Origin of the sequence: Pedobacter africanus (assembly GCF_040548825.1) — a bacterium.
Lineage (GTDB): Bacteria > Bacteroidota > Bacteroidia > Sphingobacteriales > Sphingobacteriaceae > Pedobacter > Pedobacter africanus_A.
In genome coordinates, this window is record NZ_JBEPSL010000002.1 from 86,043 (window position 1) to 103,644 (window position 17,602).

The window sequence follows — 17,602 nt, forward strand, 5'->3', positions numbered from 1 at the left end:
GGCGGCCTGTCCTAAATACTAAGATTGATCATGCTCTTGGAGGCTGCCAAACCTGACCGCAATCGGGCGCAGAAATAAAATTCTCCTTGTAAAGGAAAGTGTCGTCAGCAACGATTGTCCTGACCAGTCTTAGCAGATAACCAGATTCTTCTTCGGGAATAGCCGGCATTTTCAAAACATTCAAATCTGATGTTTTAAAAGGGAGCTGGTTGTCCCGTTCCTCATCGTTATCAGAATGTGGTGTGGAATTGTAATGATCGCAAAGATATTCGGTAAAAGTAATTTCACAGTCAATTACCTTATGCTCATAAAAATGCTGAAAAAGCACAGGAAGTTTGGTTACCTCTCTAAGCGCTGTGCCGGAAATAACATAAACTGAAAGTATAAAAAGGATGATTTGCTTTTTCAATGCCCAAATTTAAGTCAAAAAGCTGTTTGAAGCAAGAATCCTCATAAAAATGAAAAGCCAAAAAAACTTCTACCTCATTCTGGCTGACCAAAGCTTTCTTCTATCTCTAATGCTAATACAAACGAGCGAACAAGCCCAAATAAAACACAAACGGGCTATGCATAATGCTTAGCCCGTTTGTTTTAGAAAAAAATTACCTTCTCTGAGGAGGCATAGGATTCATTGAGATTTTTGACAAAAAAATCTCATTTATTCCAGCCTCAGAAGAGAACGGTTATTTTTTCACTATAAAATGATTAAATCCTGCTGTTCAGCAATTTCAGGTTCAACTCACCCTTTTCATCCAGGCTAAACAGTGTTATAGAAGAGTTTTCCTGAACAATACGCCGATAGTGTTTCAAAGGCATGCCCAGTTTATGCGCCAGGTAGAGGCGGTTAATGCCATTATGCCCAACAACCAGAATATTTCCTGAAGGGTGTTTGCGCAGCATCTCCTGGTAAAAATCATCAACACGCTGCACCACTTCAGCTGCACTCTCTCCTGTTCCACCGGCCTTTGCAGTTGCAGGGTCTTTCATCCAGTTGTTCCACAAAACCGCATTTTCACTGATGAACTCCTCTTTTGTTTTTCCTTCCCAGCCTCCAAAATCAACTTCAATTAACCGCTCATCGGTTTTCACGGTTTTAGTCCCCGATGCAATCTCGGCTGTATACAAAGCTCTTTTTAAGGGAGAAGCATATACCGCGTCAAATACCATTCCCTGCAGCTGGCTGTTCACCAGGTTAGCCTGCCCTATTCCTTTTTCAGTCAGTTCTATATCTGTACGACCGCAATAGCGGTTCCCATCGGCATTGTATTTTGTTTCGCCATGGCGAAGCAAATAAACATTAAGCATGTATTTCTCCTTTTTTAATATATCCTTTTTCCAATAGCAGGTTTAAAAACCTATGGTAGTTTTTCTCGTATACCGCCGCAAGTTCAGGTTCGGGATGCACTTCCTTTTCAATGGTTGTAAGTGCTGCTACAGCCTCGGCAAGAGAACGGAAATGGGTGTTTGAGGCAGCCAGAATTGCAGCACCAACAGCACCCGAAACCTCTTTCATTTTAAAGATCGGCAGGTTCAGCACATTGCTGCGGATCTTCAGCCAGACATCACTGTTACTACCACCCCCGGCGGTAAAAACAGCATTGATCTTTTCCTGGGTGAAGCCCTGTATCAATTCAAAAGAAAAGCGCTCCAGGTAAGCAACTCCTTCCATATTGGCCGTAAAACGCTCGGCCATCGACAATCCTTCCTGCTCAAAACCAACCGCATCCGGCGCTACCATGGGGAACCGTTCGCCATGCTGCCGCAAGGGATAAGAGATCAGATCAGTGGGCACCAGCTTCTCTGCAGCTTTGCTTAATGCCTCAAGGTTATCACCAAATTCATTGGTTACCCAGTCGGCCCCGGTATTGCTTGCCCCGCCCGGCATCCAGTAACCCGCAGGATGCCTATGACTATAAATCCGCCCTTCTTCATCTACAATCTGCTTTTTGGTAACACCTTTAATGACCATAGTTGTACCAATGGTAGTGTTCCACTCTCCAGGTTTTACAGCACCCGATGCAATCTGCGATGCACAACCATCTGTAATACCCACCGTAACCCGGATGCTTGCCGGCAGGCCAAGTACCTCTGCCACCCGCTCATCCAAAGTGCCGATCACCGTTCCCGAAGGGAAAACTTCCGGCAGCCAGGCTTTCTTCAATGGCAAATGCGTGTATAAATATTCAGGCCATTCATAATTACTTACATCGTAGCCCGTTTTAAAAGCATTGGTATAATCTGTAAGCCCCCAGCGCCCGCTCAGTTTTCCGGTGATGTAATCAGCGGCATGGATCCACTTGCTGATCTTTGCCGCCTTTTCCGGATAAGTATCACCAAACCAGACCATTTTTGCCAGCGCACTTGAGGTATTGAAAGCCGTAAAACCCTTGTTGTGGTATTTTATGGCAGCAGCCGTACATACTGCCGCCTGTTTAGCCGAACGTTTATCGCTGTACATGATGGCATTGTGCAAGGGCTGATTCCGCGCATCCAGTGGGATTACAGTACCAGAAGTAGAAGTAACGGCCATGGCTTTTACTTCATTAAAATCGAGCCCCGCGGCTTGCTCCTTTAATTCTTTTAAGGAAGCAACAAAGGCCGCCCACCATGCTTCGGGCGACTGCTCCTCCCTTGAAGCTTCATTCAGCGGAAACACCTGTCCGGCACTGGCCGCAACCTCCCCTTTTACATCCAGCAACACCACCCTGGCGCCCTGCGTTCCAATATCTACTCCAATAAAATAAGGCCCCATGATTAACCGGATATTTGTATAAATGAAGCCCTTGTTTTTTTCCATTCCTGATATAGCCTTGCATGCTCCTCATTTTGCTGGGGAATGGTCTCTTCGAGTATATATGGGGCTATGGCCTCCCTACCTAAAGCTTTGTTGCAAATGTACACCCCTCCAACTACCGAGGACTGCCTGTAACTGTTGCGAATGATTACTCTTTTTTGCAGCAAATTGGCAATAAACTGCCTTAGCGTAGCACTTTGCACACCTCCACCACAAGCCCAGATGTAATCCTGCTCGTGTGTGGTTACCCCGCAAAGACTCTTATAGTTTTCGCTGATGCTGCAGGCGATATCCCACAGCGTAGCCCATACAAAACTACCCCTGGTAAGCAAATGAGAAACGGGCGCGTCAAAAATGAATCCGCCCCGGGTAAGGGGTTTCTTTTCGTCGGCCACCAACGACCCCAGCGAAGCGATGCATTGAAAATGGTTCACTTCCTGCAATTCCCTTTCAATCACTTCATACGCCTCAACGGGATAAAAAATTTCTTTTAAACGCTGATAGTTCAAACCAGTTACACCTGCATTGGCCTCAAGAATAAAACTATGTTCATCTGTATGCCTGCTGGTCCAGGTCCGTTCCTGTTCATCTGTAATGTATTCGCCGGTAATTTTGATGATTGGAGTTGTGGTACCCGATACAATCACTACATCGTTCTCCAGTGGCTGTGTACTAATGATGGCCAGCTGCGTATCCGCACCGCCCACAATTATCTTTGCCTCCGCATCAATCCCAAAAGCCTGCGCCTCTGCCGGCAAAATGACGCCAAGTGAGGTGCCAGACAAAGTAAGTTCTGGCAAAACGGCCGGATCAATCTGAAAAACGGCACACAATTCATCCGACCATTCCTGTTTTGCTACATCGTACAACAGGGTTTCCGAAGCTTGAGAATGTTCATAATGAACCACTCCGCTTAATTTATATTCTACCCAGTCGCTGATACTTAAAAATGTCTTGAACTCCTTCCAGATCTCTGGCCTTCTGTGTTGTATGCCTACGATTTTCAAGGCCGAAAACAAGGAAGTAGGATAACGGCCCGTAAGTTGGTAAACTGCACTTTTATCAGCAATCATGCTGTCCCATTCCCTGCCCCTATGGTCAATATTAGGCAAACCGATAAGCGATTCGCCCTGTTTTCCAAGAAGAACAATCCCTTCCCGCTGACTGGTAGCAGTTAGTGCCAATACCTTAACACCGGGAGCAGCACTTAGTGCTTTTTTTGCCAGGCGGATGATCTGCTGCCATAAAGCATCCGGATCAAAATACAAAGCTTCAGGATACTGATGGTCTTTATGGTTCTGCAGGTTCTCTCTCTCAATCCCCAGGATTTCACCCGAAGTTGAAGCTACAGCCACACGTACATTCCCTGTACCGATATCTATTACAATATATGCTTCCTGATTTGTCATGTCTAAATCTTCATTAACGCTCACCTAATTTACTTTTTCCTGTGCAAACCACTTCATAATCCTGCTGTTCATGATTTCCACATGGTGATCTTCCACCTCATGTGTTGCGCCTGCAATATGCGGCGTTGCAAGTACATTGGGCAGATTAATGATCCTGTAATCTTTCTCGTCCGGGGGTTCATGATCAAATACATCCAGCACTGCTCCCCTGATGCGGTTATGTTCCAAAGCCTCCAGCAGGTCATCGCGTTTCACCACACTGGCCCGTGCCGTATTTACAAATATAGCCTCAGGCTTCATTTTCGCGATCAGGCTTTTATCTATCATACCAATGGTAGATGGTGTTACCGGCAAATGAATGGAAACAATATCACAACTTTCGAATATATCTTCCAGGGAGGTCTTGGTATACTTCGCATCAAACACCTCAAGATATGGATCATAAAATTTAATGTAGCATGGAAAGTTCTCTACCATACTGGCTATACGCTGGCCTACTGCGCCAAAGCCAACCATACCTATGGTTTTCCCTGCCAGTTCATTTCCTTTAAACTGTAAATAGGAAGTATGTGCATCATCGGTCCAGTTTTTCCCTTTCAACCAGGCTACGCCTGCATAGGTGTTCCTCATCAGGTCAATCACCGTTGCCAGGAATAGTTCGGCTACCGCCTGTGCATTTCGGGCAGGAGTATGAAATACGGGAATCCCCATTTCTTTAGCTGTTTCCACGGCAACATTGGATGGGGTTCCCCTGCATACCCCAATAAACTGCAGCTGCGGGTTCGCCTGTATCACTTTCGCTGTAACATGGTCGTGTTCGGTAATTAACGCTTCTGCCTTTGTTTCCTTTAACAAGGCAATCAGTTCATCTTCATGAAATGCACGGCCAAGATCCTTCCATGGGCGATAAATGACCTCGCCTAATGTATTTGCCAAAACCTCCTGTCCCCGCTCATGATAAGGGGCCGTAATCAGTATCCTCATATTCTTTTACTATTGTGATTAAATGCTATTGTGTGTTGTATTTCATTTTATGTTGCAGAAACAGCAACCAGCGGATCCGCAGCATGTGCTGTTTTTGCATTATTAGGTAAAGTGATAAAACGGGTAAGAATGGCGCTCAGCACATACAAGCCGGCAAGTATCCAAACTACACCAGTGTTGCCCAGACTACCAATAAAGATCCCGACGATGGCAGGCCCCACAAATACCGCCAGCCCGGCACCAAGGTTAAGCACAGCCATGGCAGCACCCTTATCCTTTTTAACCAAAGAAGGCACCAGGGCCGATAAAGGCACATAACCGGCAAGCAGCGCGCCCCATAAAATACCGCAGAACATCACCATCCAGAAACTGCCACCAAACATAACCGGCGAGTAATAGAACAACAATGTGGTAACTGCACAGCCAATGCCACCAAACCACATTACCGTGTTGCGCCAGCCGAGACCATCTCCAACGAAGCCAAAAATTAAATTAAAAGCAATGTTTGCGGTAAATATCGTACCCCAGATCTGCAGCCATTCTGTTGTGGTAAAACCATGTGCCGCCATATAGGTTGGCAAAAACACCGGGAATGCAAATTGTGCAGTTGTATTGATGATACGGACAATCCCCCCTAGTAAAACCTTAGGTTCTTCCTTCATAATGATCAAGCCCTTGGCCAGTTCTTCCGCTTTCGAAGACCTGTTTTTCCCCGCTGAAGTTTCAAACTTATCTTTATTCAATACCAGCGCAAAAAATGCGCCCACTAAAACCCAGAAAATGGAACTCCATAACGTATCCAAATAACCCAGATGCTCGATTGCCCAACTGGAATAGTATGCACCAAAGACATTCAAACCACCTGTAAAAACAAACCAGAACCAGCCTACAGCCGAGCCCAGTTTTTTACCCGGACTACGATAGGTAATCCAGACAAGAAAGGAATAGGCAAACAGCGGATAACCAAAACCCCTCACTGCATAAGTCACCAGCATAACGCCAAAGTTCAGATCAGGCAAACCATAACCTACAAAACCAGCCGTTCCAATAATGTATAAAAGCAAGCCCATCAGCATGGTCTTTTTCGGACCAAAACCTTCGGCCAGCACCCCGGAGAACCAGGACGAGATGGCAATGGTAATTCCATATACGGTAAATAAGGAGGCAGATTGCTGAATAGTCATTCCGCGTCCTATTAAATACGGACTAAGCCAACCCTGTTCCACACCATCACCCATCATAAAGATGAGGATCCCCAGGTAACCCCAAGCCAACTGCTTCGGGATACCAGCCCTGCCAAGCAGGGAATTGTCTGAGTTTAATTCTTGTTTCATTTATATATTTGGTTATTTGTTTACATGTTTCAATTCATTGCGTTTTCACTTAGCTACCTTTCTTTTATCAAATAAATGAAATTAAACATAATAAAACAAAATAAAAGACAAATAAATACTTATTAAGCAATAATAAAACTTCAATATCAATCCCAGCCTGATCTGATATTAATGAATTGTGAATTATTTTAGTTTAGTATATTTGGAAAATTATCAGTAGTATTATGAATATTTCGTAGTATTAACGATTAAAAACAGCGCTTAAAGCCCTAAACAAATGAAGAACATCACCGAGCGACATGAATTTATCATTCAACAGCTGAAGAAAAACGGCAAAGTAAATATTATTGAACTCATTAACCTGATGAAAGTTTCGGGTGTAACAATAAGAAAGGATTTGAAACTCCTTGAAGATAAAAATCTGTTATTCCGTACCCGGGGCGGAGGCTCAGTCAATAATCCTTATGCAACAGAACGGACCATCAATGAAAAAGAATTCATCAATTCCGAAGAAAAGCAGAAAATAGCAAAAGCTGCAATAGCGATTATTGGAGAAAGTGATTCCATTAGTATCGGTTCGGGCACTACAGTTTTTGAACTCGCCCGCTGTTTACACCCAAACAAACATTTAACTGTAATTACACCTGCCCTAAAAGTTGGCCTGGAGTTGAGCAACCGCCCCAACGTTGAAGTTTTGCAGCTGGGTGGGCTAATCCGCCCGAACTCTTCTTCTGTTGCTGGGGCACATGCAGAAAAGATCCTCGCCGAAATTTCATGTGGTGTACTCTTTCTTGGTGTAGATGGCATTGATCTTGATTTCGGTTTTTCTATTACCAACATCGCCGAAGCAACACTCAATCAGAAAATGATAGATACCGCCCAGACGCTGGTTATCCTGGCAGACAGTACTAAATTTGACCGCCGGGGACTGGGAAAAGTATGCGGATTTGATCAGGTACACTACGTGGTTACCGATAATAAGGTATCCCCTCAGACCGTCAAAATGATTGAAGAAAAAGGCGTGAAAGTTATCATTGCGCAATAAAAATTCCGCTCAATAAAGATTTGCATTAAAAAAGCCGTTTTCAAAAAGAAAACGGCTTTTTCGTGGAGAATAGCGGAGTCGAACCGCTGACCTCTTGCCTGCCAGGCAAGCGCTCTAGCCAGCTGAGCTAATCCCCCGTTTGGCTATTGAGGTGGCAAAAATAGCAATTAGTTTGTGTAATGCAAATAAATATTAAAATATGATGCTAACTTTGGTTTTGAACCATATTCAAGTTACATGAAGAAAATAATTTTATTGTTTGTTGCCCTTTTAATTTCATTCGCCTCCTTTTCTCAGGGGATCTTAAATCTGCTCGGACGATCGCAGGATCTGTTTAAGCTATTTTCAGAAGATAAGTTTACAGACGCCTATGGCTATTTCGACCCCACTTTTCAGGCTAAGGTTACCGAAACCAATATGAAGGAACTTTGGGCCAAGCTTGGAGAAAAGCTAGGCAAAATGGAAAGTGCAGATGTGATTAACAGTAAAACTGAGGGTGATTTTTATACTGTTGTGGTAGAAGTAAAATTTACCAATGATACCCAGAATTTCCTGCTTGCATTCAACAAAGCTGAAAAGATCGTCGGACTTTTTCTTCAACCAAAGAGTTCTGCTAACTACACTCTGCCGGCATACGCCGATACCACATTGTACAAGGAAAAGGAAATTTACGTTAAAACTGCAAAACACAACCTGGTTGGCATGCTGACCAGCCCTAAAAAGGGAACCGGTTTTCCACTTGTAGTGCTGGTACATGGATCTGGCCCCCAGGATATGGACGAAACCTTCGGACCGAATAAGCCATTGAAAGACCTTGCATTGGGGCTTGCTGCCAAGGGAATTGCCAGTATCCGCTACGTAAAAAGAACGAAAGTATATCCCGGCGATTTTTCCGGTCCCTTTACCGTAAAGGAAGAAGTTATGGATGATGCCCTGGCTGCCCTGACCCTCGCAAGAACAATACCTGAAGCAAATAAAAAACAATTATACCTGTTTGGCCATAGCCTGGGGGGTATGCTGGCACCACGTATGGCTTTGTTGACCCCGGATTTAAACGGAATTATACTGGCAGCGGCACCAGCCCGTACCTTAACCGATATTATTGTTGAACAAAATAAATACATGTTCAGCCTTGCAAAAGATACAAGTATGGCTGGAAAAAAAATGCTGGATAGCGTAGTGAAGGAACTGGATAAAACCCGGATCACCAAACTCGGGACCATGAAAGCAGACTCGGCTTTGCTGGGGTTGCCTGCCGCTTATTGGGCAGACTTGAACAGTTACAACCAGGTTGAAACGGCAAAAAAACTGAAACAGCGTATCCTTATCGTACAGGGCGGTTACGATTTTCAGGTTTCAGTAACCGATTATAATTTATGGAATACTGCTCTTGGTAAGAAAAAGAATGCAACACTTAAATTGTATCCCGATCTTAACCATATGTTAAGCCCGCAAAAGGAGAAAGGAACAATCCAGCAATACGAGGTTCCGGCAAGTGTATCTTCAATGCTTGTTGACGATATTACGGCCTGGATAAAAGCCAAATGATAAAAAATTGAATTTATGGCAAAATTGTTGCTGTTGAAATGATCTGATTAAACATTAAACAAAGTTAATTATGATCAAAAGAATACATGTACTTGAAGATGACGAAGATATCCGATACATTATCGGGGTTTTATTAAAGGACGAAGGTTATGAATTACAGCTTTCATCATCATTTAGTGAACTGAAAAGTAAACTGAAAGATTCCGTACCGGATTTGTTTATTTTAGATGTAATGCTGCCCGACGGAGATGGTACAGATATTTGTACAGACCTTAAGACCGACCATTTTACCAAACATATTCCAATCATTGTGATGTCGGCAAACGACAAGAACAAGGAGAAGAGCCTTGCCGCCGGAGCCAATGATTATGTAAGCAAGCCTTTTGATATTGATTACATTGTAAAAAGGATCAAAAACCTATTAAATTAAGGCCACAACTTATTAAAAAAAGCCCCCAAAAAGTTAGACACTTTCCGGGGGCTTTTTAATTACTTCCAGCCACCGCCTAAACTTTTATAAATATCCACAACTGTGCTCAGTTGTTTTTGTTTAGCTTCAATCAATTCCATTTTAGCATCAAGGGCATCCCTTTGATTCAAAAGAACCTCAAGGTAATCTGCTCTTGAATTTTTAAATAACTGATTGGCGATATCGATCGACTGATCTAACGCATGCGTTTCTTCAGCTTTCAGCTGATAATACTGATCTATATTCTTTACTTTAGACATCAGGTTCGCAACATCCAGATAGGCATTCAATACCGTCTTATCATATTCATACAATGACTGGAGTTGTTTGGCATCCGCTGTCTGAAAATTAGCTTTTATCGCACTTTTGTTGATCAGCGGTCCTGCCAATTCTCCGACAAGGTTATAAGCTATAGATTCAGGCATTTTCACCAGGTAAGATGGCTTAAACGCTTCCAAACCCAATGTTGCAGAAATTTCCAGTGAAGGATAAAATTCTTTTCTTGCCGCTTCCACATCAAGCTTTGAAGATTTTAGTTCCAGCTCAGCCTGCTTAATGTCCGGACGGTTAGCCAGCAGCTGCGATGGAATCCCGGTATAAAATGTCTGCGGAATGGTAGACATAAAGCTTTCCTTCATTCTTACAATAGGCTGGGGGTATCTTCCCAGAAGAACATTGATCCCATTTTCCTTTTCAGTAATTTCCTGACGAATGGTATAGGCCGAGGCCTTAGATTTTGCCAGTTCTGCCTCAAACTTCTTTACGGCCAGCTCTGTAGCTGCAGCCGTCTGTTTCTGGATTTTAGAAATTTCCAGGGCCCTTTCCTGAAGTTTGATATACTGCTGCATAATATCCAGCTGGTTATCGAGTGCCAGTAATTCATAATAACTATCGGCCACTTCTTCAATAAGATTCGAAAGCACAAAGTTTTTCCCTTCCACTGTAGACAGATAATGGGCAACAGCAGCTTCCTTTTCTGTTCTTAATTTTTTCCAGATGTCGATTTCCCAGTTCGCCATTAACCCACCTTCAAAATTTCCAAGCGGGTCTGGCATTTCTTTTCCGGGTTCAATATCCGTAGTGGCATCTCCTGCTCCTTCGCTGGTATAACGACCGGCTTTATTTACCCCTGCTCCTAGTTTCGCAGCCACCGTAGGGCTTAATTTTCCTTTTTTATAAAGAACCCCACTTTTGGCAATCTCGATTTCCTGCAGCGTAATGAGTAGTTCCTGATTGTTTTTCAGCGCTGTTTCAATTAAACTTACCAGGTTCGGATCAGTAAAAAACTGTCTCCACGGAGTCGTTCCACTATTTGCATTGGCATCCTGCTGCCCTTCCTGATTAAAGTTCTGAGGAAGGTTTTCCTTTACAGTATCTCTTACCACAGTCGCCATTGGCGCTTTACAGCCTGCCAGAACAAGTGATAGCGCAATGGCTAAAATTATTTTTCTAGTCTTCAAATTTTCCATCATGTTCATAAGGTTCAGTTTGTTCTGTTAACGGACTTTCTTCTTCATATCTCGCCAGCCTCGATTTGTCTGCAATTGTTCCGAAAATATAATACAGTCCTGGAATAATCATCAGCCCGAAAATGGTTCCTATCAGCATCCCTCCTGCAGCTGCCGTACCAATGGTCCTGTTCCCTACAGCACCCGGCCCTGTTGCCATTACCAATGGAATTAAACCTGCAATAAATGCAAAGGAAGTCATCAAAATAGGGCGGAAACGGATAACCGCTCCTTCTATCGCAGCTCTGGCCACCGGAATGCCTTCTTCCGCTTTCTTCTGAACCGCAAATTCCACTATCAATACCGCATTTTTACCTAAAAGCCCGATGAGCATGACCATCGCTACCTGTGCATAAATGTTGTTTTCCAGCCCTAATAATTTTAAACTCAGGAATGCACCAAAAATTCCCATAGGCAAAGAAAGAATTACTGGTAAGGGGAGAATAAAGCTTTCATATTGTGCAGAAAGAATCAGGTAAACGAACCCCAGACATACGAGAAATATAAATATGGCTTCATTCCCCCGGCTTACTTCATCTTTTGAAATACCTGCCCAGTCGATACCAAACCCTCTCGGAAGTGTTTTATCCGCTACCTCCTGAATTGCTTTAATGGCCTGTCCGCTACTGTAACCCGGAGCTGGTGTACCACTTACCTCGGCAGAATTATACATATTATGCCTGGTGATTTCAGATAAACCATATACCTTTTCAAGTTTCATAAAATCTGAATAGGGCACCATCTGGTCTTTATTATTTTTCACGTACAGCTTGAGCAGGTCACCTGGCAGTGCACGATATTGTGGCCCAGCCTGCACAATTACTTTGTAAGGCCTGTCGAAACGGATAAAACTTGTTTCATAATTTGAACCAATCAATGTAGAAAGGTTATCCATCGCATTTTCTGTGGTGACACCCTTCTGCTCCGCAAGATCATTATCTACCCTTAGCATATACTGCGGGAAACTTGCAGAATAGAATGTAAATGCAGAACCCAGCTCGGGCCGTTTTTTCAGCTCTTTTACAAAGTCATTACTTACCTTCTCCATTTTCTGATAATCTCCACTTCCTGCTTTATCCAGCAAGCGAAGCTCAAAACCTCCTGCGGCACCGTATCCAGGAATGGAGGGCGGCTGGAAAAACTCTATATTGCCCCCCGGAATATTTTTAGCTTTTTGTTCAAGCTTTTCTATGATCTCGGCTGCAGATTCTTTACGTTCTGCCCAGCTTTTGAGGTTGATCAAACAGGTCCCTGAGTTTGATCCTGTACCTTCCGTTAAAATTTCGTAGCCTGCCAGTGAAGACACAGACTGCACCCCATCGATGTCTTCTGATTCCCTCAGTAACTCTTTTGCAATCTGATTGGTCCTTTCCAGTGTGGATCCCGGAGGCGTCTGGATGATGGCATAGATCATCCCCTGGTCCTCACTGGGAATGAATCCGGAAGGAAGGGAATTGCTTAAAAAGAATGTACATGCACAAAAAGCCAGTAATAAGGGTAATGTTACCGCCTTTTTAGTAACTGCCTTATTTAAAAATTGCTCATATCTTCCGGCCCCTCTGTTGAACATGCTATTGAATTTATCGAGGAACACAAGGATTGGCGTTCTTTTTTTAGCTTTCCCGTGATTGTTTTTCAGGATCAGGGCACATAACGCCGGAGTTAATGTCAGGGCCACAACTCCCGAAAGAATAATTGCAGAGGCCATAGTAATGGAAAACTGGCGATAAAAAAACCCAACAGGGCCCGACATAAATGCAATCGGGATAAATACAGATGCCATTACCAGGGTAATTGCGATAATTGCGCCACTGATTTCATGCATGGCTTCTTCAGTTGCTTTTAAAGGAGACAGGTGCTTTTCTTCCATCTTGGCATGCACAGCTTCAATTACCACAATTGCATCATCAACGACGACCCCAATTGCCATTACCAGCGCAAAAAGAGAGATCATATTTAATGTGATTCCGAAAGCAGACATCACGGCAAATGTTCCTACCAACGAAACCGGAACTGCTAAAGCAGGAATCAATGTTGAACGCCAGTCGCCCAGGAAAAGGAATACGACCACAGCTACCAGAATAAAAGCTTCAAACAAGGTATGAACAACCTTTTCAATGGATGCATCCAGAAATCTGGAAACGTCATAGCTGATGTCGTAATGCATTCCTTTGGGGAAAGTGTTTTTCTGAAGATCAGCCATCAGTGTTTTTACGTTTTTGATCACATCACTTGCATTGGAACCGTAAGACTGTTTTACGGTGATTGCAGCTGAAGGCTTTCCGTTCAATGTTGAATAAATATCATACATCGATGAACCGAATTCTATATCAGCCACATCTTTCAGCCTGACAAACTCACCAGCTGATTTGGCTTTCAGGATAATATTTCCATAGTCTTTTTCATTATTGAAACGACCCGGATACTTCAAAATATACTCAAATGATTGCGAACGTTTTCCTGAACTTTCACCGGTTTTCCCCGGAGAAGCTTCTAAACTCTGCTGATTTAAAGCCTCCATCACCTCATCAGCTGAAATGCTGTAAGCGGTGAGCCTATCGGGCTTTAGCCATATACGCATGGCATATTCACGGGTACCCAGGATATCGGCAAACCCCACCCCACTTACCCTTCTCAACTCAGACATCACATTGATATCTGCATAGTTGAAAAGAAATTTCTGATCGGCCTTAGGATCATCACTGTACAGGTTGATGTACATCAACATATTTGGCTCTTCACGGGTAATTTTCACACCTTCACGAACAACCAGGGGCGGTAATTTATTCACCACCGAGGATACCCGGTTCTGAACGTTTACAGCTGCCACATTAGGGTCTGTACCCAGATCAAATACAACCTGAATAGAAGCTTCCCCGTCGTTTCCTGCGTCAGAGGTCATATACTTCATCCCCGGCACCCCGTTTAAACCTCTTTCCAGGGGAATAACCACAGATTTAATCAACAATTCATTGTTGGCGCCCGGGTATTCCGCAGTAATGTTTACTTTAGGAGGGGAAATAGAAGGGAACTGTGTTACCGGGAGTTTTACCAGCGACAGAATCCCCATAAATACGATAATCAATGAGATTACGATGGACAGAACAGGTCTGCGAATGAATTTCTTAAACATATTACTTCATTTTAAAGAACACTATTCTGCTTTTAATTTCAAGGATTGAATAACTTTTCCGGGATCCTGGAACTTCGTCCGTACTTTCTGGTCATCTTTTACCTTTTGTACGCCTTCCAGAAGAATTTTATCTTCTGCAGAGAGCCCTGATGCCAATACATATAAATCCGGCAGCTCATAAGCTACCGCTATATTTTTAGATCTTGCCACCCCATTTTTATCCACCACAAAAACATATTTCTGATCCTGAATTTCATAGGTTGCTTTTTGAGGAATGATCAATGCATTTTTAAGCGGCAAGGTCATTCGTACTTTTCCCGTTTCTCCGTTTCTGAGTAATTTATCAGGATTCGGAAACTTCGCCCTGAAAGCAATATTTCCGGTTTCATTGTCAAATTCACCTTCAATGGTCTGGATCTCTCCTTTTTGAGGAAGTGCTTCGCCATTGGCCATAATCAAGGTTACTTCCTTACTTCCCCTGTCGGCAGCATGCATCTGGTAACTTAAATATTCTGGTTCGGAAACATTAAAATAACTGTAAACATTGGCATTATCAGATAAGGAGGTCAATAAATCGCCTTCATCTACAAGGCTTCCCAGTTTTAAAGGAATTCTGTTGATTACCCCGGAGAACGGGGCCTTGATATCGGTAAAGGACAGATGGATCTGAGCCAGCTTCATTTCCGCGTTTGCCGCATCCAGCTTTGCTTTTGCCATTGCCTTTTCATTTTTAGCAACAATGTTGTTGTCTGCCAGTGTGCTGGAATTTCTCAGCTCAATACTGGCCTGTTCTACTTCAGCTTTGGCTTTTAATAACTCTGCCTGATACAACTGCGGCATGATTCTGAACAACGACTGTCCTGCATGAACATACTGTCCTTCATCTACATAGATATTTTGTAAATATCCTTTTTCCTGCGCTCTGATTTCTATGTTACGGACCGATCTGATCTGTGAAACATATTCTTTGGTAAACGAGGTATCAATCCTTAGCGGACTGGTTACAGCATATGCGCTGACTTCTTCTTCTTTTTCTTTTTTAGACACGCAGCCTGCATGGCACAATAAAGCACACAGGCTCATGAGTACTATAATTTTCTTCATGTTTATGAAATGGTAATGATTAATTCGATGATCTGGAATCAGGGATTCCTTTTTTGAAGGGGATTTATTTCAGCCTGCAGCAAAGGACTAAAGCCCAGGTGTTAGCTGAAAACCAGAAAGATCATAACCTCAATACCCTTTGAAGAATGTATTTGGGAGAGCTGGTATAAGACAGGTGTTTGCAGAATGGCAAACGGTTTTTGAAATAATTGTAGAAGAAAAATAAAACGGACACACAGGCCAGCGTAATGAAGTACTTTGCTTGAAACAGAAATTTCCTGCCCGAATCCAATTCCTCGTCTTCATCTTCAACGCTAATGAAGTCCTCTTTTTTTTCGTTGAAACTGCTGTGTCTAACCTGTGCAAAATCCCTGATATTCCCGAATCTTGGTAAAGTGGATTTTTCAGCCCTTTGTACTGTAGAATGGCTACTGCTGTGATGCCCGCCTGCATAAAGTTCAGCATGCCCCCTTAACAGTAAGAAGCACAGGAACAACAAGAATAACACTACAGGTCTCATATTGGCCGCAAAAATAATATTAGACCTGAAAGTTAAAATGAATTTCCACCTTTAAACCGTCAGAATTTTGTCAATAATTTTAATTGGGCATTCTGCACCTCCTTTTTAAGCAAAATTTCTATTTTTAGCCTATGGTACACGATGAGCACACAGTACACGCCAACCTCCTTTTAATTCTTGCGCTGTTCTTTGCTATGGCACTGCTTTTTTTGCTGAGCCAGCGCTGGAAGATCTCTTACCCGATTTTCCTGGTTATAGGCGGACTGGCTATTGGCTTTATTCCCGGTATGCCGGTAATCAACATCAATCCCGACATCGTGTTTCTAATTTTTCTCCCACCCCTGCTGTTTGAAGCAGCCTGGTATACTTCCTGGAACGATTTCTGGAAATGGCGGCGATCTATTTTTTCTTTAGGTTTTGCCCTGGTCCTGATGACCTCACTGGCCATCGCTTATTTTTCGGCAAGCATTATCCCGGGTTTTACACTTGCTTTCGGCTTTTTACTGGGCGGGATCATTTCACCTCCGGATGCAGTAGCTGCAACCTCGGTATTAAAAGGGGTAAGCATGCCCAAAAGAGGGCTCACCATACTGGAAGGTGAAAGCCTGGTGAATGATGCAGCCTCATTAACTGTATTCAGGTTTGCCCTGGCTGCCATCCTAACCGGGCAGTTTGTATTTCAAAAAGCAGTAAGCAATTTCATTATCCTTGCTGTAATGGGCGTGGTTGTGGGCCTTGTGATTGCCCATATACTTTATTTTGTATTGAGATACTGGGCGAAATCGTCGAGCATTACCACTCCCATCACCCTGATAGCCCCATACCTGATGTACATTGTTGCTGAGGAATTTCAATGGTCGGGTGTACTTGCTGTAGTTAGTGGCGGATTGTTCCTCTCCTTTCGCTCTGCAGATTTTTTAAATTACCATACACGCATACAGGCAAAGGAAGTCTGGGCTACACTGGGCTTTCTGCTCAATGGTTTTGTTTTTATCCTTATCGGACTGGAGCTGCCTGTAATTGTAGCCGGACTTGAAGGTTATTCTATGGAAGAAGCCATCAAATATGCCTTGATGATCAGTGCCATTGTGATCGTTACCAGGATTATCCTGGTATACGCATCGGCCTTTATACCACGCTTTTTAATCCCGCGCATCCGAAAGAAAGAGCGTAGCCCTGGATTAAAATTGCCCTTCATTGTGGGCTGGGCCGGCATGCGGGGCGTAGTTTCACTGGCTTCTGCCCTGGCCATACCGCTGACCTTAAATAATGGCGAAGCTTTTCCACACCGCAATATGATCCTGTTCATCACCTTTGTGGTGATATTAATTACCCTGGTATTTCAAGGGCTCACTCTTCCCATATTTCTCCGTATGCTGAAAGTGGAGGAAGTGGACGAGCTTGTACCCGAAGATGAACAGATAGAAGCTATCCGTTTGCAGCTGGCCAGGGAATGCGTCGGTTACCTGGAAGAGAATTACAGCAATGAGATGAGCCAGTTTGAAACCATCGCACGCATCAAAGAACAACTGGAAAGAAGTATAAGGGCCACAGAGCGGACACTTCTGGAACAATCGCAAAAAGAAGAGGTTACCTCGGTAAGAAAATTGTACCGTGAAATTATGCTGGAACTGATTGATCTGAGGAGAAAAGGTCTGAAACGCCTCAAAGCCACAAAAAAATACGACCACGAGGTGTTGAGGAATATGGAAGACAACCTTGACCTGGAGGAATCAAGGTTAAATAAACACTAG

The 17,602-nt window shown here is 43.4% G+C and carries 14 protein-coding genes and 1 tRNA gene; 4 read left to right on the forward strand and 11 right to left on the reverse strand.

The window, feature by feature from the left end; all coding sequences use genetic code 11:
• Nucleotides 1–28 precede the first annotated feature (28 nt).
• From ABIE26_RS10570 to ABIE26_RS10595, 6 genes are all read right to left on the reverse strand, one after another.
• A complete protein-coding gene (locus ABIE26_RS10570) occupies nt 29–409 on the reverse strand; it encodes a hypothetical protein (RefSeq protein WP_310143291.1) in 381 nt (126 codons plus the stop codon).
• 296 nt (nt 410–705) lie between these two features.
• A complete protein-coding gene (locus ABIE26_RS10575; RefSeq protein WP_310143290.1) occupies nt 706–1,305 on the reverse strand; it encodes a histidine phosphatase family protein in 600 nt (199 codons plus the stop codon).
• Nucleotides 1,298–2,797 (reverse strand): FGGY-family carbohydrate kinase, encoded by a 1,500-nt coding sequence (locus ABIE26_RS10580; protein WP_310143289.1) that lies wholly within the window; start codon nt 2,795–2,797, stop codon nt 1,298–1,300. Before ABIE26_RS10580 ends, ABIE26_RS10575 begins: the two co-directional genes overlap by 8 nt.
• The gene (locus ABIE26_RS10585; protein WP_310143288.1) at nt 2,755–4,203 is read right to left on the reverse strand and encodes an FGGY-family carbohydrate kinase; all 1,449 of its coding nucleotides are present in this window, start codon (nt 4,201–4,203) and stop codon (nt 2,755–2,757) included. The genes ABIE26_RS10580 and ABIE26_RS10585 overlap by 43 nt, the downstream gene beginning before the upstream one ends.
• A 24-nt stretch (nt 4,204–4,227) precedes the next feature.
• On the reverse strand, nt 4,228–5,187 hold the full coding sequence (locus tag ABIE26_RS10590; RefSeq protein ID WP_310143287.1) for a 2-hydroxyacid dehydrogenase: 960 nt from the start codon (nt 5,185–5,187) through the stop codon (nt 4,228–4,230).
• 47 nt (nt 5,188–5,234) lie between these two features.
• Entirely contained in the window at nt 5,235–6,521 is a 1,287-nt protein-coding gene (locus ABIE26_RS10595) for an MFS transporter (protein WP_310143286.1), read from the reverse strand.
• 277 nt (nt 6,522–6,798) lie between these two features.
• Here ABIE26_RS10595 and ABIE26_RS10600 point away from each other — a divergent pair, with 277 nt between their 5' ends.
• Entirely contained in the window at nt 6,799–7,566 is a 768-nt protein-coding gene (locus ABIE26_RS10600) for a DeoR/GlpR family DNA-binding transcription regulator (RefSeq protein ID WP_310143285.1), read from the forward strand.
• Between the two features lie 63 nt (nt 7,567–7,629).
• Here ABIE26_RS10600 and ABIE26_RS10605 read toward each other — a convergent pair.
• A tRNA-Ala gene (locus tag ABIE26_RS10605) sits at nt 7,630–7,703 on the reverse strand.
• Nucleotides 7,704–7,803: 100 nt separating this feature from the next.
• On the opposite strand from ABIE26_RS10605, the gene ABIE26_RS10610 reads away from it, so the two are divergent.
• Nucleotides 7,804–9,114, forward strand: coding sequence for a DUF3887 domain-containing protein (locus tag ABIE26_RS10610; RefSeq protein ID WP_310143283.1), 1,311 nt, complete (start codon nt 7,804–7,806; stop codon nt 9,112–9,114).
• 70 nt (nt 9,115–9,184) lie between these two features.
• Nucleotides 9,185–9,544 (forward strand): response regulator transcription factor, encoded by a 360-nt coding sequence (locus ABIE26_RS10615; RefSeq protein WP_084237500.1) that lies wholly within the window; start codon nt 9,185–9,187, stop codon nt 9,542–9,544.
• Nucleotides 9,545–9,603: 59 nt separating this feature from the next.
• Here the strand turns inward: ABIE26_RS10615 and ABIE26_RS10620 are convergent, their stop codons facing one another.
• The 4 genes from ABIE26_RS10620 to ABIE26_RS10635 form a co-directional block, all read right to left on the reverse strand.
• Nucleotides 9,604–11,061, reverse strand: a complete 1,458-nt coding sequence (locus ABIE26_RS10620) for a TolC family protein (RefSeq protein ID WP_310143281.1) — start codon at nt 11,059–11,061, stop codon at nt 9,604–9,606.
• A complete protein-coding gene (locus ABIE26_RS10625) occupies nt 11,033–14,224 on the reverse strand; it encodes an efflux RND transporter permease subunit (RefSeq protein WP_310143280.1) in 3,192 nt (1,063 codons plus the stop codon). The genes ABIE26_RS10620 and ABIE26_RS10625 overlap by 29 nt, the downstream gene beginning before the upstream one ends.
• Nucleotides 14,225–14,245: 21 nt before the next feature.
• Nucleotides 14,246–15,328 (reverse strand): efflux RND transporter periplasmic adaptor subunit, encoded by a 1,083-nt coding sequence (locus tag ABIE26_RS10630; protein WP_310143279.1) that lies wholly within the window; start codon nt 15,326–15,328, stop codon nt 14,246–14,248.
• 121 nt (nt 15,329–15,449) lie between these two features.
• Nucleotides 15,450–15,848 (reverse strand): hypothetical protein, encoded by a 399-nt coding sequence (locus ABIE26_RS10635; RefSeq protein WP_310143278.1) that lies wholly within the window; start codon nt 15,846–15,848, stop codon nt 15,450–15,452.
• 131 nt (nt 15,849–15,979) lie between these two features.
• On the opposite strand from ABIE26_RS10635, the gene ABIE26_RS10640 reads away from it, so the two are divergent.
• A complete protein-coding gene (locus tag ABIE26_RS10640) occupies nt 15,980–17,602 on the forward strand; it encodes a Na+/H+ antiporter (protein WP_310143276.1) in 1,623 nt (540 codons plus the stop codon).

What these genes read in the sequence shown, in the direction of transcription:
- ABIE26_RS10575 (WP_310143290.1), bottom strand. Translation starts at nt 1,305, where the DNA reads ATGCTTAATGTTTATTTGCTTCGCCATGGCGAAACAAAATACAATGCC.
- ABIE26_RS10580 (WP_310143289.1), bottom strand. Translation starts at nt 2,797, where the DNA reads ATGGAAAAAAACAAGGGCTTCATTTATACAAATATCCGGTTAATCATG.
- ABIE26_RS10585 (WP_310143288.1), bottom strand. Translation starts at nt 4,203, where the DNA reads ATGACAAATCAGGAAGCATATATTGTAATAGATATCGGTACAGGGAAT.
- ABIE26_RS10590 (WP_310143287.1), bottom strand. Translation starts at nt 5,187, where the DNA reads ATGAGGATACTGATTACGGCCCCTTATCATGAGCGGGGACAGGAGGTT.
- ABIE26_RS10595 (WP_310143286.1), bottom strand. Translation starts at nt 6,521, where the DNA reads ATGAAACAAGAATTAAACTCAGACAATTCCCTGCTTGGCAGGGCTGGT.
- ABIE26_RS10600 (WP_310143285.1), top strand. Translation starts at nt 6,799, where the DNA reads ATGAAGAACATCACCGAGCGACATGAATTTATCATTCAACAGCTGAAG.
- ABIE26_RS10610 (WP_310143283.1), top strand. Translation starts at nt 7,804, where the DNA reads ATGAAGAAAATAATTTTATTGTTTGTTGCCCTTTTAATTTCATTCGCC.
- ABIE26_RS10615 (WP_084237500.1), top strand. Translation starts at nt 9,185, where the DNA reads ATGATCAAAAGAATACATGTACTTGAAGATGACGAAGATATCCGATAC.
- ABIE26_RS10620 (WP_310143281.1), bottom strand. Translation starts at nt 11,061, where the DNA reads ATGAACATGATGGAAAATTTGAAGACTAGAAAAATAATTTTAGCCATT.
- ABIE26_RS10625 (WP_310143280.1), bottom strand. Translation starts at nt 14,224, where the DNA reads ATGTTTAAGAAATTCATTCGCAGACCTGTTCTGTCCATCGTAATCTCA.
- ABIE26_RS10630 (WP_310143279.1), bottom strand. Translation starts at nt 15,328, where the DNA reads ATGAAGAAAATTATAGTACTCATGAGCCTGTGTGCTTTATTGTGCCAT.
- ABIE26_RS10635 (WP_310143278.1), bottom strand. Translation starts at nt 15,848, where the DNA reads ATGAGACCTGTAGTGTTATTCTTGTTGTTCCTGTGCTTCTTACTGTTA.
- ABIE26_RS10640 (WP_310143276.1), top strand. Translation starts at nt 15,980, where the DNA reads ATGGTACACGATGAGCACACAGTACACGCCAACCTCCTTTTAATTCTT.